Genomic DNA, 17431 nt, shown 5'->3' with positions numbered 1-17431 from the left:
CGCCCGCCAGGCTTGTGGCCAGCGGGCTGAAGTTTGGGAGATCAGTCGATCACTTTCAGCTCGCGGCCCACCTTGATGAAGGCGGCCACCGCGCGCTGCACCTGCTCCACCGTATGACCGGCCGACATCTGGGTGCGAATGCGCGCCTTGCCCTTGGGTACCACCGGGAAGGAGAAGCCGATGACGTACACGCCTTCTTGCAGCAGGCGGGCGGCCATTTCACCGGCCAGACGCGCATCACCCAGCATCACCGGAATAATGGGGTGCTGGCCCGGCACCAGGGTAAAACCGGCGGCAGACATCTCGTTGCGGAACAGCTCGGCATTACGCTTGAGCTGGGCGCGCAGGCACTCGCCTTCGGACTGGATCAGCTTGAGCACTTCCAGGCTGGCGGCGGCAATGGCCGGGGCCAGGCTGTTGGAGAACAGATAGGGACGCGAGCGCTGGCGCAGAAGGTCGATAATGGGCTGACGCGCTGACACATAACCACCGGAAGCACCGCCCAGCGCCTTGCCCAATGTGCCGGTATAGATGTCCACTTTGTCGGCCACGCCACACAGCTCCGGCGTACCGGCACCGTTTTCACCAATGAAACCGACCGCGTGGGAGTCGTCCACCATCACGATGGCACCATGGCGACCCGCCACTTCGCACAGGGTTTTCAGATCGGCAATGATGCCGTCCATGGAGAACACGCCATCGGTCACGATCAGCTTGAAACGCGCACCAGCGGCTTCGGCAGCAATCAACTGGGCTTCCAGATCAGCCATGTCGTTGTTTTTGTAACGGAAGCGCTTGGCCTTGCACAGCCGCACGCCGTCGATGATGGAGGCGTGATTCAGCTCGTCGGAAATCACCGCATCTTCTTCACCCAGCAGGGTTTCGAATACACCGCCGTTGGCGTCAAAACAGCTGGAATACAGAATGGTGTCATCGGTGCCGAGGAAGCCGGAAATGGCTTGCTCCAGATCCTTGTGTACCTGCTGGGTACCACAGATGAAGCGCACCGAGGCGCAGCCATAACCATACTCATCCAGCCCGCGCTTGGCCGCGTCGATCAGGCGGGCATCATCGGCCAGACCCAGATAGTTGTTGGCGCAGAAGTTAAGTACATGGGCACCACCGGACAGGGCAATGTCGGCACGCTGCGGGGTGGCAATCACCCGTTCCGGCTTTTCAAAACCATCAGCGCGGATTTGTGCCAGCGTGGCATCCAGGTGGGCAAGATAGGTATGGTTCATGGCAGGGATGTCCTTGTAGGCCAATCGTGAGGCGCCGGGACTGCAGTCGCAGCGGGATCACCGCGCGCCGAAAACTGTCATCCATTCTAGCCCAGTGAATCACGCTTTATCAGTGACAGTTGTCAAGGATTTCGCTGCGTAGCTGTCACCACCTGGCCATCACCTGCCGTACAACTGTATTCATCAACGGCGGCTGACCGCCGTCCCTCAGCACCCGGCTTACAAATCAAGCACGATACGCCCACCCCGGGCGCGCGATACGCAAATCAGCAGGCTTTTTTGCGCCTGTTTTTCTTCTTCACTGAGGTACTGGTCCCGATGTTCGGCCTCGCCCTCGACAATGCCCACTTCACAGGTACCGCACACCCCTTCGCGGCACAGGCACTCCACCGCCGCCGTGCCATCGGTCTCGATGGCTTGCAGAATGCTTTGCTCCGCTTCCACCCGGATTTCGTGCCCGGAGCGGGCCAGCACCACGGTAAATGCCTCTCCGCTTTGCGCGCTGGCGGCAAACTGCTCCCAATGCAGGCGGGCTGGCGGTATGCCCTGCTCCGCCCCAGCCAGCTTCACCGCCTCGATCAGCGATGCCGGTCCGCAGACATAGACATGGTCCTGCTCACCCAGTTGTGCCAGCAAGCCCGCGACATTGCATAGCTCGCCCTGGGCAGCATCATAAAAATGGCAGTGCGCACCGTAACGTGCCGCCAGCTCGTCAACAAAGGCAGCCTGTTCGCGACTGCGAAATGCGTAATGCAGCTCAAATGCCGCGCCACTGGCCTGCAACTCTTCCATCTGCGACATGAAAGGGGTGATGCCGATGCCACCGGCAATCAGGATCTGCCGCCCACTGGTGGCATGTAGTGCAAACAGGTTGTTGGGCGGGGATATCTGCAGGATGTCGCCCTCCGCCAGTTGCGCGTGCATGAAAGCCGAGCCGCCACGGGAGGCCTCCTCGCGCCGCACGGCAATCTGGTACTGCTGCAGACTAAAGGGAGATCCCATCAGCGAATAGGCGTTGTGAATCAGCCCGCCTGCAGTGGGAATCTGCACAATCACATGGCTGCCGCCGCTAAAGGCCGGCAGGTCGCGGCCATCCTCGGCCTGCAGGGTGAAGCGCTTGATCAGGGGGCTGGCTTGTTCAATCCGCACCACGCGGACGGTAATCATCGAGGGCTGGAGGGTCATGTTGGTTCAAGTTCGGGGTTGACTGGAAACACAGGGATGCGCGTTTAACACGCCATGCACAGATATTTGGACTCAAGATAGTCATCAATGCCGTAACGGGAGCCTTCACGCCCGAGGCCGGACTGCTTGATGCCGCCAAACGGGGCGACCTCGTTGGACACCATGCCGGTGTTGATGCCGACAATGCCGTACTCCAGTTGCCGCGCCACCCGCCATACCCGGGCAATATCCCGGCTATAGAAATAGGCAGCCAGGCCATATATGGAGTCATTGGCCAGTGCCACCACTTCTTCGTCGGTGGTAAACGGCATGACAGGTGCCAGCGGGCCAAATATTTCCTCGTCCAGCAGGCGCATGCCCGGTTTGACATCGGCAAGGACGGTAGGCGCAAAGTACTGCGGCCCGGCAGCCAGGCTGTGCCCGCCGGTCAGCAAGCGGGCTCCACGCTGTAGCGCGTCGTCCAGCAGCGCTTGCACCTTGCTGACAGCGCGGGCAGAAATCAATGGGCCGATCTCGCTTGCCTCGGCAAAACCGTTCCCCACCCGCAATTCGGCGACGCGTGTGCAAAAGCGCTCCAGAAAGCCGGCATACAGGGACTGGTGGATATAGAAGCGGTTGACGCAGACACAGGTCTGGCCGGCATTGCGGAATTTGGCCTGAATGGCCCCCTCTACTGCCGCATCCAGATCGGCATCGTCAAACACGATAAACGGCGCATTGCCGCCCAACTCCAGCGAGACTTTCTTGATGGTGCTGGCGCACTGTCCCATCAGCAGCCTGCCTATCGGCGTGGAGCCGGTAAAGCTGAGCTTGCGCACCAGCGGATGGGTGCTCAGTTGTCCACCGATGGCCTGGGCATCGCCGGTAACGATGTTGAACACACCCGGCGGGATGCCAGCACGGTGGGCAAGTTCGGCCAGCGCCAGTGCAGATAGCGGCGTTTCATTGGCCGGCTTGATGACGATGGTGCAACCGGCGGCCAAGGCCGGTGCCGCCTTGCGGGTAATCATCGCTGCAGGAAAATTCCACGGCGTGATGGCAGCGCAGACACCGATAGGCTCACGCATCACCAGCAGCTCCTGGCCCTGGCGGGGCGAGGGAATCACATCGCCATACAGACGCTTGGCTTCTTCGGCAAACCATTCAACAAAGGAGGCTGCATAGCGGATTTCACCCCGCGCCTCGGCCAGTGGCTTGCCCTGCTCCCAGGTCATCAGCCGGGCCAGATCCTCTTCGTGTTGCTCCAGCAGGGAAAACCACTGTCTCAGCAACCGGGCGCGTTCTTTTGCGGTCAGGTCACGCCAGGCAGGCAGCGCCGCATCAGCAGCCTGAATGGCACGGATGGTTTCCTGCTCAGCCATTAGCGGAATATGAGCGATGAGCTGATCGGTAGCCGGATCGTGCACCGCAAAGGTGTCCGCGCCATCGGCAGCGCACCATTGACCATTGATATACGCTTGCTGCCGCAACAGCAGGGGGTCATTCAGTTTCATGCAGGATTCTCCAAGCAGAATGGCGGCAGCGCGGATGCGCCGCCGCGAGGGATGGACTTACTCTGCGTGTTGCTGCGCGACCAGATGGTGGAAATGCGCAATGCCGTGCTCACTGATGCCGCTACGCTGGCGGTCGGTCATGATGCGACCCTGACCACGATAGCCACGCGATTTCAGTCCGCGCTGCACGCTCTCTACCAGCCGCAGGTCTTCCGGCCGGAACACGGTGCGATACCACTCCACCAGTGCCTGTTGCTCGGCAGTCAGTTCCTTGTTGCGGAAATAGATGTCGTAGTGCTGCAAGGTGGTTTCGGCATCCACCGGATATTCGTAGATGACGGTCATGAAGTCGGCACCCGGTGGTACGTTGAACATGGTGCTGGGCCAGGCCCAGTAGCCGCTGAAGCTGGGGTCCTTGACCGAGGGGTCGATCTTGAAAGACTTCTCGGAGGAGCGGGCCAAGCCATACTGCAGCGTCCAGTTGCCATGCAAGGTGTGCGTGTATTTGTCCACCTGTACCGAATCGGCAAAGCCCGGATGGGCCGGTGCACAGTGGTAGCACTCCATATAGTTGTCGACGATGATTTTCCAGTTGGCGGGCGTCTCCGTAACAAAACGGGCAGCCAGATGCAACTGGTCGATAACCGGGCATGCCTTGCGCAAGCTGTCGGCCAGGCCAGGCAATTGCTGCTCCACCGGGGCGGCATCCAGATTCATGTTGATGAACACGAAGCCGGCATACTCCTCCACCTTCAAGGGCGACAAGGTCGCCTTGTCTGCATCAAAATCGACCACGTTTTCGCAATTGCGGGCATGGCCCAGCTGGCCGTCCAGCTTGAAAGTCCAGGCATGATAGGGACAGGTGATCACATTCTTGGCCCTGCCACTGCCTTGCAACAGTTGGTGACCACGATGGGGACAGACATTGTAAAAACTGCGCAGCACGCCATCCCGGCCACGAACCACGATGATGTCTTCACCAGCAACCTCGCGGGTGATGTAGTCGTTGGATTCGGCCAGTTCGCTGCCATGGGCCACGCAAATCCAGCTATTGGCGAAAATCTTCTCTTTCTCAAACTGATAGACCTGATCCGAGGTGTAATACGCGGCAGGCAGGGTCCAGGCGCGTTCGGGATCGGCACAGAAATCCGGGCTCAATTTGGTGTAGTCATTCATGGATGTTCTCCTCTGTTTGGGGTTGTCACAGGGCTGTGAATACCTGCCCTTTTTTTGTCCGGTCATCGCTTGCAAATGAAAATTACAAGACCGGGAGAGCGTGCGCAGCGCTACAGAACAGGCCGCTACGCCGCTAATCTGATGTCTAGCCAGCAAGCATGCGAGCAATGGCAACAAGCAGTGCGCGGTACATGCGGGCTGCCTCGCGCCCCTGCGGCCAGAAACGCAGGCAGCCATGCAACAGGCCGGGGCCTATATGGCACTCGGCAGCAACACCGCTCTCCCGCAAGCGTTGTACATAGCGCAGGCCATCGTCACGAAGCGGGTCGTACTCCGCCACTGCTACAAAGGCCGGTGGCAAACCTTGCAGATTGGCGGCTACCAGCGGTGACAGGCGCAGGTCGGTATGCGTAGCCGGATCCGGTGCGTACTGCGCCAGGTAGTAGGCCATGTCATCGCGGCTAAGCAGCGGTGCATCTGCATGTTCGGTGATCGCCGGCTCTGCCGGTTCGGTGGACAGTGCGGGATAGACCAGCGCCTGCCCGCACAAGGGTGGGCCATCTTTCTCACGAGCAGCCAGGCACAGGGCTGCCGCCAGATTGCCACCGGCGCTGTCGCCAGCCACCACCACGCGGGCGGCATTGATACCCAGCGCATGGGCTGAGGTTTGCAGGCTGTCCCATACCGCCATGCAGTCCTCGAAGGCGGCGGGGAACACATGTTCGGGAGCCAGGCGGTAATCAACCACCAGCACCACGGCAGCACACTCTTGCGCCAACGGTGCTGCGATAAAAGCATGTGAATCCAGATCGCCCAACATCCAGCCCCCGCCATGCAGGTACAGCACGCAGGGCCAGCCAGCAGATGGCATGGCAGCAGTGGGGCGGTACAGTCGCAGTCGAATCTGCCGCCCTGCCACCGCTAACGCATGGTCCTCAACCCGTAATCCGGCAGGTAATGGTGGTGTGAAATAACGGCACAGGGCATCGTAGGCCGCCCGCATTTCTGCCAGGCTGTTATCGGCAGGCTGGAACAGAGCGCTCTGCCTCACAAAAGACTGCATTTCTGCAGATAGCTGGTAGTTGCTGGTCATGGCGGCTCAGGAAGCGGACTGGCTGCTGGTTTCCACTGGGGGGGACTGTTCACCAATCTGGTGGGCCGGCACATCGCCATAGTCTTCCCGCAGCCATTTGAGCAGGCCATACACCTTGATCAAGGTGATGATGGCAAAGGGAATGGCGGTAACAATAACCGTGGTCTTCATGGTATTGAGCGGTGCCTTGGCAAATATCATCGCCAGCGGTACCAGGGTCAGCATGACGCACCAGAACAGACGGTCGATGGGTGCCGGGTCTTCACCCTCGCCAAGGTTACGGGTGCAGGTGGCAGATACCGCATACCCCACGGCGTCCATATGCGCCGCCAGAAAGATCGCCATCACCGCCAGGAAGAACCCCATCACCCAGCGCCCGGCCGGCAGCAGATCCAGCAATTGTCCGATGGCCGCCTCTCCCCCTTGTGCACTCAGCATCTGCGGAACATCCACCATGCCGCTGATGAAGCTGTGCACGCTGTAGCTCTCCAGCACGCCATAGACACACCAGATACCGGAGCAGCCACCCACCACCATGGCCAGCAGGACTTCGCGAATAGTGCGGCCACGGGACACGCGGGTAACAAACAGTGCAACGCCGGGGGCATAGGAAATCCACCACAGCCAGTAGAACACCGTCCATTCACGGGTGAACTTACCATCACCCATGGGGTCGGTGAACAGGCTCATGTCGACAAAGCTGCTTAGCATCAGCCCCATGCTGGACAGGGCATTGCTGGTGATGAACTGGGTAGGCCCCAGCAAATAGATGTAGCAAGTCAGCAGCACGATACCCCAGCACACCATGCGGCTCAGCCGTTTCATCCCGCCGTCCATTCCCACCCAGGAAGACAGGGTAAACAGTACCGATACAGCCAGAATGATGATCAGCTGCGTGACAAAGCTATCGGGGATACCGGTCAGAACGGATAGCAGGCGGGCAAAGGTAGTTGCCGTCAGTACCAGCGAAATGGTCAGCGCGCCAAACATGCACAGCATGAACAGCAAATCCACCAACCGCCCAAGCAGGCCATCCGGCTTGCGACCGGTAATGCTGCCGACAATGGCAGCCAAGCTCAAACCCTGATTTTTGCGCACATGAAAGTGGTAGCACATGGCCACCGAGCCGACGGCATAGATGGCCCAGGCGCTCAGACCCGAGTGGAAAAAGGAGTAAGCCACGCTGTATTTCAGCGCTTGCGGCGATGCCGGCGGCAGGTTGAGGCCTGGCGTCTGGTAATAGTAGGCCCAGTCCAGAAAACCCCAGTACAAGGTGGACGACCCCAGCCCGGACATAATGAACATGAAAATCCAGGAGGAGGTTGAGTAATCCGGCGGCCCTTCTCCCAAACGGATCTGGCCGTATTTGCTCATGCCCAGCCAAATAACAAACAGTACACAGCTGAAAGCAAACAACAGGATGGGTGAAGCAAACGCGGTGGTGCACCAGTACATCAAGCGATCAGCAACCGCGATGGACGCCTGTGGCATGACGGTCATGACAAGGACCAGCGCAAATACGATCAATAGGCTGACAACGGCCAGTGGCATATCCCGCCGGCCTTGCTTGGCTTTATGCATGAGTTCTCCTTGCTACCCGGGTCGTATTCCAGACGGGAAAAGATGATGTGCGCTGCCGTCATGCAGCAGCGACAGGGTTATGTCAGGCTTTCAGCCTGGGATGGCTGCGACATCAGGACGTGGCAACTGCCGCCGCAATGGCCATCCCCAGTTCCGTGGTGCTGGCCTTGCCGCCCAGATCTGCCGTCAGCGGCCCCGTACGCAATACCAACTCGATGGCCTGCATGATGGCGTCGTGTGCTGCATGGCACGGTCCCTGGTGGTGACCAAGGAAATCCAGCATCAGTGCACCGGACCAGATCATGGCAATGGGGTTGGCAATGTTCTTGCCATAGATGTCCGGTGCAGAACCATGCACCGGTTCAAACAGAGAAGGAAAACGACGCTCGGGGTTGAGATTGGCCGACGCAGCCAGGCCAATGGTGCCGGTACAGGCCGGGCCCAGATCAGACAAAATGTCGCCAAACAGATTGGACGCCACCACCACATCGAAACGATCGGGCTGTAACACAAAGCGGGCAGCCAGAATATCCACATGCTGCCGTTCCCATTGCACATCCGGGTAATGCTGAGCCACCGCCGCTACACGTTCATCCCAATAGGGCATGCTTACGGCAATGCCGTTGGATTTGGTTGCGGCAGTCAGTTTCTTGCGTGGCCGTCCCTGCGCCAGGGCAAATGCGTGATGCAGGATGCGATCCACCCCGTGTCGGGTGAATATCGACTGCTGCAGTACCAGTTCACGCTCTGTTCCTTCGAACATGCGCCCACCCACGGCCGAGTACTCACCCTCGGTGTTCTCCCGCACCACCAGAAAGTCAATGTCTCCCGGCTGACGATTGGCCAGCGGGCAAGGTACACCGGCAAGCAAACGCACCGGCCGCAAGTTGACGTACTGGTCGAATCCTCGGCGGAACTTCAACAGCGAACCCCACAGCGATACATGGTCCGGGACTTTCTCCGGCATGCCGACCGCTCCGAAGTAAATGGCATCGAAACCCTGCAGGATGTCGAACCAATCGTCCGGCATCATCTGCCCGTGTTGCTGGTAGTAGTCACAGGATGCCCAGTCAAAACGGGTTACAGACAAATCAATATCAAAGCGCCTGGCCGCAGCCTCCACCACCCTCAACCCCTCCGGCAGTACCTCCTGCCCGATACCATCACCTGCAATGGCAGCAATTCTGTAAGCGCGCATCCCGCCCTCCTCTGTTCTTTCGTCGTAATGACTTTGTACTTCGAGGCCTAGCATGGCGGAAAACAAAGCCCGGATAATTGGCAGTTCCGTGCATACAGAAAACACGAAACATGAAGGATCTGCTGCAGCTTGAAGATTTGCGGGTATTTTCTCTGGTCGTGCGCAAGGGTGGATTTGCCGCAGCGGCAGAAGCCATGGCCGCGTCCCCGGCCTATGTCAGCAAGCGGGTTCGCGTGCTGGAGCAGTGCCTCGGCTGTCGCTTGCTGGATCGCACCACCCGGCGCATTGCCATGACTGAAACGGGAGAGCGCATCTACAACTGGGCCGGCAAGATACTGCATGATGTGGAACAGATGAGTGTGGAGATCGGTGCTGCACGGCAGCAGCCGCGCGGCATCATCCGCATCAGCAGCAGCTTCGGCTTTGGTCGGGTACACCTGGCACCGGCACTGGGCGAACTGGCGCGACATTATCCGGAACTGAGTATCCGCTTTGAGGTGGCAGACTGTCTGATCGACCTGGCTCAAGAGGGAATCGATCTGGACATCCGGGTGGGCAACGAGATTGCCCCGCAATTGCTGGCGCGCAAGCTGGCCGACAACCGGCGCATCCTGTGCGCCTCGCCAGCCTACCTGTCACGTCATGGCACTCCTGTGGCGCTCAATGCACTCAGCCAGCACAACTGCTTGGTTATCAAGGAAAGAGATCATCCCTTCGGGGTGTGGCGTCTGACCGGACCACAAGGAGAGCACACCATCCGGGTGCAAGGTGCGCTGGCAGCCAATCATGGCGAAGTGGTACACCAGTGGGCCTTGCAGGGTCATGGCATCATGTTGCGCTCGCTGTGGGATATCGAGCGCGAGCTGAAACTGGGACTGCTGGTACAGGTACTGCCCGACTATTACTTACCGGCAGATATCTGGGCCGTGTATCCGGAAAAACTGGCCAGTTCGGCCAAACTGCGGGTCTGTGTCGAATTCATCCAGCAGTATTTCCGGCGCGGCGGGCTGGCGTGATACCGGCCCGTACGCGATCAAAACGGATATCGCCCCTTATTTAGGCTTGCGCAAGCTGGCCGGGGTATGGCCGGCAGGGCTGTCGGCATCGTCCTTGTCGTCGTCATCCGCATAGGGCTGCGACTTTACCCCTGGCAGATCAACCGGCGGCGGGGCCTTGGACAGTCTGGCCAGCGAGCCGATGGTGGACATTACCAGCGCCACGATGACAAACAGCCAGAACCAGGTGGAATGCAGAATATCCATTATCTACTCCTTCATTGATCAGCTACCGCCCTGCCACGGACAGGCCGGTAGCCGCTAAACGCTCACACGCGGCGCAATACGCGCGCCGCGTCCAGCGCAAAGTACGTCAGGATGCCATCAGCACCGGCACGCTTGAACGCCATCAGGCTTTCCATCATGCACTTTTCTTCATCCAGCCAGCCGTTCTGGAAGGCTGCCTTCAGCATGGCGTATTCGCCAGACACTTGGTAGGCATAAGTCGGCACACGGAAGGTATCTTTCACGCGGCGGATCACGTCCAGGTACGGCATGCCTGGCTTAATCATTACCATGTCGGCCCCCTCTTCCAGATCCATTGCCACTTCCTGGATGGCTTCGTCCAGATTGGCCGGGTCCATCTGGTAGTTGTACTTGTCGGCCTTGCCCAGATTGCCCGCCGAACCAACCGCGTCACGGAAGGGGCCGTAAAAGGCAGACGCATACTTGGCCGAGTAGGCCAGAATCTTGGTATGGATGAAACCGGCTTCTTCAAAGGCATCACGCAATGCACCAATGCGGCCATCCATCATGTCGGAGGGGCCAAACACATCCACGCCGGCTTCGGCATGGCACAGGCCCTGGCGAATCAGCACTTCGGTGGTTTCATCGTTCAAGACATAGCCGCTGTCATCAATCAGGCCATCCTGGCCGTGCACGGTGTACGGGTCCAGCGCACCGTCAGTCATCACCCCCAGTTCGGGGAAGCGTTGCTTGAGCGCACGCACGACAGTCGGCACCAGGCCATCCGGGTTATAGGCTTCCTGCGCGGCATTGTCCTTGCCGGTTTCAATCACCGGAAACAGCGACAGCATGGGGATACCCAGTTCCAGCGCCTGCTCGGCGGTATACAGCAGCTTGTCGAGACTTTGCCGGACCACGCCCGGCATCGAAGCGACCTCCTGTTCGCGGTTTTCACCCTCCAGGACGAATACCGGATAGATCAAATCGTTGGTGGTGAGCACGTTCTCACGCATCAGGCGACGGGAGAAATCATCCTTGCGCATGCGACGCATGCGGGTGGCCGGGAAATAGCGATTGGCAAAAATCATGGTGTTTCCATCACAGGGGACAATGGCAATGGCGGGAATTGTACGCCTGTTGGCCCAGACTGGCAGCGGCATTCCCCACTTGGCCATCAAGGTCAACCCGATTTTGATCGCCAGCATCGCAGATTGAAGGATTTCGCCCTCCAGCACCACGGTCAGCGATTAATCCATGCGTAAAAATCATATCAATCATTCTTGACACTCATGGCAAGCCCTGATTTTTGTGGTGTAAAAGTTGCATTTTTCCGGACAAAATGTCCAATTTACTAAAATACAACAACCTTAACTGCGTAAAAAACAGATGTTTGAAATGACCCGAAACAATGAAAAACAAAAATTAACGAAGGCTAAATCAACAAAAAATCAAATCTATATGATTGATTTTTATGAATTTTAACTTCAACTAACAATGAAAATTTTCCAGTGAGTCTGATTGAGACAACTAGCAAACCGGGTAGTTTGTTAATAAATGTTCGTTGACGCTAACGGGTGCGTTTCGCACACTCAGCCCCGTCGGTGAAATCAAGTTTTTACATGGCTTGAGCACGCCAGCAACCAGCCTGTCATCAGATCAGGCGGACACAGAAATTACTATTAAAGGATTTAGAGGAATGAAAAAACTCGTACTCGCTGCTGCCATTGCAGCAGCAATGCCGGTACTGGCACACGCAGATGTCACCATCTATGGCTCCATTCGTGCCGGCCTGGATAGCATGAAGAGCGCTGACACCAGCTTCAAGTCGAGCACCGGTGTGGACGACTTTGCCAGCCGTATCGGCTTCAAGGGCAACGAAGACCTGGGCAATGGCCTGAAGGCCATCTGGCAGGTTGAAACCGGCATGAACGTGGATGGTGTGACCACCAGCGGCACCGGCTCCGGCACCTTTGCCAACCGCACCAGCTTTGTCGGTGTGGAAGGCAGCTTCGGTAAGGTCCGTCTGGGCTATATTGACGACGTACTGGGCGAAACCGAATCCACTGACAACCTGTATGGTCCGCGCCGTGATGCCAGCACCGGCATCGCCTTCCCGCTGTATGAAGGTACCGATATCTTTGGTGCCTATGGTGACAGCCGCGTGAAAAACGGTGTGCGCTATGACAGCCCAGACCTGAACGGCTTCAATGCCATGGTGCAGCTGGGCTCCGGTGAAGCTCAGGTATCCGGTGGCAAGAAAACCGGCAACACACTGGGCACTCGTCTGGCTTACACCAATTCCGGTTTCTTTGGTGCTTACGCCTACATGGCCAAGTACAACACCGTGGCAGACCACAACAGCGGCATTCACCGCGTTGAATTCGGCTACGACGCCAACAACCTGTACCTGGCAGCCACCCTGCAGCGCAGCAGCCTATGGGGCAATGCCTGGGCGACCAATAGCGATGGCAGCCAGTCAGTTGCCGGCATCGCCAATACGACCGTTGCCAACACCGGCGCCAACAAGCTGACCAGCAATTCTTGGGCCGTCAATGTTGCCTACACCATCGGTGCCTTCAAGCCGTCCTTCGTCTACTCCAAGCGCAGCAGCGTCAAGGTTGACGGCCAGTCGCAGGACTGGGGTGCAACACAGTTTGCTGCGGCACTGGATTACAGCCTGAGCAAGCGCACCATGGTTGAAGCCGGTTACGGTCAGGTGAAGGAAGACAAGGGCGCGCAAACCGCACTGGGCTGGGCCAAGGACAAGGCCACCATTACCTGGGTGATGCTGAAGCACAACTTCTAAGCCGTATCTACTGGCTGGTTCCTTTGAAGAAAGTCATTTGCCACCGCACTGATGCGGTGGCTTTTTTCATTGCAGTCTGCCCTGCCACCATTCCACAAGCAGATGCGCAATAAAAAACGGAGCCCATGGGCTCCGTTGTGTGCACGGTGCAAGACAGCGTTTATTCGAAGAAATCGCGCAGCTTGTCCATGAAGGATTTGGAACGTGGATTATGCATGGCGACATCACCCTGGCTGATGGCTTCAAACTCACGTAGCAGTTCGCGCTGACGCTCGGTCAGCTTGACCGGGGTTTCCACCACCACATGGCAGTGCAGATCGCCATAGTCGGTGCCACGTACCGCTTTCACGCCCTTGCCACGCAGACGGTATACCCGGCCGCTTTGCGTTTCGGCGGCAATCTTCACCTTGGCCATGCCATCCAGCGTAGGGATTTCGATTTCACCGCCCAATGCTGCCGTGGCAAAGGAAATCGGCATTTCGCAGTGCAGATCCATGCCATCACGCTGGAACACCGCGTGCTGCTTGATGTGGGTCACCACATACAAATCGCCGGATGGGCCGCCATTCTGGCCAGGCTCGCCTTCACCGGACAGGCGGATGCGGTCGCCCTCATCCACGCCAGCCGGAATCTTCACGTTCAGCGTCTTGTTGGTTTTCTTCTGACCAGCACCATGGCAGCTGGTGCAAGGGTCTGTGATCTGCTTGCCACTGCCATGGCAGGTCGGGCAGGTTTGCTGGATGGAGAAGAAGCCCTGGCTCATGCGCACCTGGCCGTGACCACCGCAGGTGGAGCAGGTCTTGGGCTGGGTACCCGGCTTGGCACCGGTGCCGTGGCACACTTCGCAGTCTTCATGCGAAGGGATGCGGATTTGTTTTTCGCAGCCGCGTGCCGCTTCTTCCAGCGAGATGTCCAGGTTGTAGCGCAAGTCAGCACCACGATAGACATTGGAACGGCCACCGCCAGCGCCACCACGGCCACCGCCGAAGATGTCGCTGAAGATGTCGGCAAAATCGCCAAAACCACCAAAGCCGGCACCACCACCACCAGCACCGGCCTGCGGGTCTACCCCGGCGTGGCCAAACTGATCGTAAGCGCCACGCTTCTGGCTGTCAGAGAGGATTTCATACGCCTCTTTGACTTCCTTGAACTTTTCTTCGGCTTCCTTGCTGTCCGGATTGCGGTCCGGGTGATACTTCATCGCCAGCTTGCGGTAAGCCTTTTTGATGTCATCCTCGGAAGCATCGCGATTGACGCCGAGCACATCATAAAAATCTCTTTTGGACATGGTGTTTCACTCTCTGGCCGTGACCAACCGGTACGGCAGGCAATGATCTTCTTAACACGGCAAAGGCACAGAGGCCGGTGGAGCACCCTCCGCCATTCCCTGTGCCTCGTTCAATCAGCAAGCCTGTGGCTTACTTCTTGTCTTTTACTTCTTCGAACTCGGCATCCACCACATCGCCTTCGTCCTTGGCCTTGCCGGCATCGGCAGCACCCTGACCAGCTTCAGCCTGCTGTGCCTGAGCGTACATGATTTCGCCCAGCTTCTGGCTGGCCTTGGCCAGTTCTTCGGTCTTGGCTTCGATCACAGCCTTGTCTTCGCTCTTCACCACTTCTTCAGCGGCTTTGACAGCGTCTTCGATCTTGGCCTTTTCTGCGGCGTCGATCTTGTCGCCATGCTCGGACAGGGACTTCTTCACGCTGTGGATCAAGCCTTCAGCCTGGTTACGGGCGGTTACCAGCTCGTGCAGCTTCTTGTCTTCCTCGGCATTGGCTTCGGCATCCTTCACCATGCGCTGGATTTCCTCTTCCGACAGACCGGAGGAAGCCTGGATGGTGATGTTGGCCTGCTTGCCGCTGGCCTTGTCCTTGGCCGATACATGCAGAATACCGTTGGCGTCAATGTTGAATTCCACTTCGATCTGCGGAATGCCACGCGGTGCCGGCGGAATGTCACCCAGATTGAACTGACCCAGGCTCTTGTTGGCCGCAGCCTTTTCACGCTCGCCTTGCAGCACATGGATGGTAACCGCAGTCTGGTTGTCATCCGCCGTGGAGAAGGTTTGCGATGCCTTGGTCGGAATGGTGGTGTTCTTCTGGATCAGCTTGGTCATCACGCCACCCAGGGTTTCGATACCCAGCGACAGCGGCGTCACGTCCAGCAGCAGCACGTCCTTGCGATCGCCGGACAGCACCGAACCCTGAATAGCGGCACCAACGGCCACGGCTTCGTCCGGGTTCACGTCCTTGCGCGGTTCCTTGCCAAAGAATTCCTTCACCGCATCCTGTACCTTGGGCATGCGGGACTGACCACCTACCAGAATCACGTCGGTGATGTCGGCCAGCGAAACACCAGCGTCCTTCAGGGCAACGCGGCACGGTTCGATGGAACGGGTGATCAGGTCGTCAACCAGGCTTTCGAACTTGGCGCGGGTAATCTTCATCGCCAGGTGCTTCGGACCGGTGGCATCCATGGTGATGTACGGCAGGTTCACCTCAGTCTGGGTGGCGCTGGACAGCTCGATCTTGGCCTTTTCAGCAGCTTCCTTCAGACGTTGCAGCGCCATTACGTCGTTCTTCAGGTTCACGCCCTGTTCGCGCTGGAACTCGGTCACGATGTAATCGATGATGCGCTGGTCGAAGTCTTCACCGCCCAGGAAGGTGTCACCGTTGGTGGACAGCACTTCAAACTGGTGCTCGCCATCTACGTCGGCGATTTCAATGATGGACACGTCGAAGGTACCACCGCCCAGATCGTACACGGCAATCTTGCGGTCACCTTCCTGCTTGGCCAGGCCAAAAGCCAGCGCTGCAGCGGTCGGTTCGTTGATGATGCGCTTGACTTCCAGACCGGCGATACGGCCAGCATCCTTGGTGGCCTGACGCTGGCTGTCGTTGAAGTAGGCCGGTACGGTAATCACCGCTTCGGTCACTTCTTCACCCAGGTAGTCTTCGGCAGCCTTTTTCATCTTGCGCAGTACTTCTGCGGAGATTTGCGGCGGAGCCAGTTCCTGATCACGCACTTTCACCCAGGCATCACCGTTGGGTGCCTTCATGATCTGGAAGGGCATCAGGTCGATGTCTTTTTGCACTTCCTTGTCTTCAAAGCGGCGACCGATCAGGCGCTTGGCAGCGTACAGGGTGTTCTTCGGGTTGGTGACTGCCTGGCGCTTGGCCGGTGCGCCAACCAGGATTTCACCGTCTTCCATATAAGCAATGATGGAAGGCGTGGTACGTGCACCTTCGGCATTTTCAATGACTTTCGGGTTGCCACCTTCGACTACAGCTACGCAGGAGTTGGTCGTACCCAGGTCAATACCAATGATTTTGCCCATCTTCTATTCCTTTATCTTTAGATTCGTTGCGACGGCGGCCTTAACTGATAGCCACGGCCTGTTGCATTAATAGGTATTGGCTATGTGATCTTTTTCAAGAGCAGGCCAAGAACCTTTTTATGGCTTTCGTGTCAGGCTTTGGCCTTGGCCACGATCACCATGGCCGGGCGCAGCGTGCGCTCAGCCAGTTGATAACCTTTTTGCAGCACCCGTAACACCGTATTGGCTTCTGCGTCGGACTCTTCCGCGCTCATGGCCTGGTGTTGGTGCGGGTCCAGCTTGTCGCCCACTGCCGGGCTGATTTCCTTGATCTGCACCTTGTCAAAGGCAGCCACCAGCTGCTTGAGCGTCATGTCCACCCCCATTTTCAGGGTGTCGATCTGGCCGCTCTGATCCAGCAGCGCCATTTCCAGGTAGTCCTTTACCGGGACCAGTTCCTGGGCAAACTTGTTGATGGCGTATTTCTGCGTGTTCAGCAATTCTTCGGCATTGCGACGGCGCTGGTTTTCCTGGTCGGCACGGCTGCGCAGCAGTTGATCCTGCAGATCAGCCACCTGGGCTTCCAGTTCGGCAATGCGCTGTTCTACGGTTTGTTCAGCAGCCTGTTCGCTGACAGCGGCGTTGTTCACGTCTTCAACGGCGGCTTCGTTGCTCGCGTTGTTCTGGTTTTCCTGCATGGCAAGACCTCAAAAAAATCGGCTTTTAACAATGTCCCGACGTCAGATAAGGTCTCTTACAGGGAATTCAAGTCCCTTGTCTTGCCCCACGGTCACAGCCGCTGTTACCGGACCTCACCGCACTGTGCGTTTTCGGACTTTTCTTTTCGCAACTGCAACAAAAACTGGGGGATCAAATATTCATTTTTCGCCACAATTGTCACCTTCTGAACATCGCTATTATTTCAGTGTTGCACCGCACACAAGGCTTTTTTTTTGTGCATATAATGGGTCACACCAGCTAAATGACCCACCCGGAAAACCGTCATCCACGGGCCTTGGGTGGTCAGCAAGGGCAATGGCTATAACCTGTTGTCAATAAAATCAGTCCGGAAAAACCGGACCGTCATTTAGCCAGAGGAT

Annotated in this window: 14 protein-coding genes; 2 read left to right on the top strand and 12 right to left on the bottom strand. The window is 57.9% G+C overall.

What is annotated here, in order from left to right; all coding sequences use genetic code 11:
- Positions 1–41: 41 nt before the first annotated feature.
- The 7 genes from ACODR9_RS08915 to ACODR9_RS08885 form a co-directional block, all read right to left on the bottom strand.
- Complete coding sequence (locus tag ACODR9_RS08915) at positions 42–1241, bottom strand: glycine C-acetyltransferase (protein ID WP_488808892.1); 1200 nt, start codon at positions 1239–1241, stop codon at positions 42–44.
- A gap of 219 nt (positions 1242–1460) precedes the next feature.
- Positions 1461–2426, bottom strand: a complete 966-nt coding sequence (locus ACODR9_RS08910) for a PDR/VanB family oxidoreductase (protein ID WP_488808891.1) — start codon at positions 2424–2426, stop codon at positions 1461–1463.
- Between the two features lie 44 nt (positions 2427–2470).
- The gene (locus tag ACODR9_RS08905) at positions 2471–3919 is read right to left on the bottom strand and encodes an NAD-dependent succinate-semialdehyde dehydrogenase (protein ID WP_488808890.1); all 1449 of its coding nucleotides are present in this window, start codon (positions 3917–3919) and stop codon (positions 2471–2473) included.
- A gap of 57 nt (positions 3920–3976) precedes the next feature.
- Complete coding sequence (locus ACODR9_RS08900; protein WP_488808888.1) at positions 3977–5095, bottom strand: aromatic ring-hydroxylating oxygenase subunit alpha; 1119 nt, start codon at positions 5093–5095, stop codon at positions 3977–3979.
- Positions 5096–5240: 145 nt separating this feature from the next.
- Complete coding sequence (locus tag ACODR9_RS08895; RefSeq protein WP_488808886.1) at positions 5241–6188, bottom strand: alpha/beta hydrolase fold domain-containing protein; 948 nt, start codon at positions 6186–6188, stop codon at positions 5241–5243.
- Between the two features lie 6 nt (positions 6189–6194).
- On the bottom strand, positions 6195–7769 hold the full coding sequence (locus tag ACODR9_RS08890; RefSeq protein WP_488808884.1) for a BCCT family transporter: 1575 nt from the start codon (positions 7767–7769) through the stop codon (positions 6195–6197).
- A gap of 112 nt (positions 7770–7881) precedes the next feature.
- Positions 7882–8967, bottom strand: coding sequence for a tartrate dehydrogenase (locus ACODR9_RS08885; protein WP_488808882.1), 1086 nt, complete (start codon positions 8965–8967; stop codon positions 7882–7884).
- Positions 8968–9077: 110 nt separating this feature from the next.
- Here ACODR9_RS08885 and ACODR9_RS08880 point away from each other — a divergent pair, with 110 nt between their 5' ends.
- A complete protein-coding gene (locus ACODR9_RS08880; RefSeq protein WP_488808881.1) occupies positions 9078–9983 on the top strand; it encodes a LysR family transcriptional regulator in 906 nt (301 codons plus the stop codon).
- Positions 9984–10019: 36 nt separating this feature from the next.
- On the opposite strand, the gene ACODR9_RS08875 is transcribed toward ACODR9_RS08880, so the two are convergent.
- Together ACODR9_RS08875 and hemB are read right to left on the bottom strand one after the other, a co-directional pair.
- Complete coding sequence (locus tag ACODR9_RS08875) at positions 10020–10229, bottom strand: hypothetical protein (protein WP_488808880.1); 210 nt, start codon at positions 10227–10229, stop codon at positions 10020–10022.
- A 62-nt stretch (positions 10230–10291) separates the two neighbouring features.
- On the bottom strand, positions 10292–11296 hold the full coding sequence (gene hemB, locus ACODR9_RS08870) for a porphobilinogen synthase (protein WP_488808878.1): 1005 nt from the start codon (positions 11294–11296) through the stop codon (positions 10292–10294).
- Between the two features lie 608 nt (positions 11297–11904).
- On the opposite strand from hemB, the gene ACODR9_RS08865 reads away from it, so the two are divergent.
- A complete protein-coding gene (locus ACODR9_RS08865) occupies positions 11905–13014 on the top strand; it encodes a porin (RefSeq protein ID WP_488808876.1) in 1110 nt (369 codons plus the stop codon).
- Positions 13015–13174: 160 nt separating this feature from the next.
- Here the strand turns inward: ACODR9_RS08865 and dnaJ are convergent, their stop codons facing one another.
- The 3 genes from dnaJ to grpE form a co-directional block, all read right to left on the bottom strand.
- Positions 13175–14302 carry a molecular chaperone DnaJ gene (gene dnaJ, locus ACODR9_RS08860; RefSeq protein ID WP_488808875.1) on the bottom strand — a complete coding sequence of 376 codons (1128 nt, stop codon included), beginning with the start codon at positions 14300–14302 and terminating at the stop codon, positions 13175–13177.
- Positions 14303–14432: 130 nt separating this feature from the next.
- The gene (gene dnaK / locus ACODR9_RS08855) at positions 14433–16352 is read right to left on the bottom strand and encodes a molecular chaperone DnaK (RefSeq protein WP_488808874.1); all 1920 of its coding nucleotides are present in this window, start codon (positions 16350–16352) and stop codon (positions 14433–14435) included.
- A gap of 131 nt (positions 16353–16483) precedes the next feature.
- A complete protein-coding gene (gene grpE / locus ACODR9_RS08850) occupies positions 16484–17029 on the bottom strand; it encodes a nucleotide exchange factor GrpE (RefSeq protein WP_488808872.1) in 546 nt (181 codons plus the stop codon).
- Between the last annotated feature and the right edge of the window lie 402 nt (positions 17030–17431).

The organism is Aquitalea sp. FG25, from assembly GCF_057809375.1.
The sequence above is the reverse complement of the archived record's forward strand: the minus strand, read 5'-3'. Positions and strand labels throughout refer to the sequence as shown.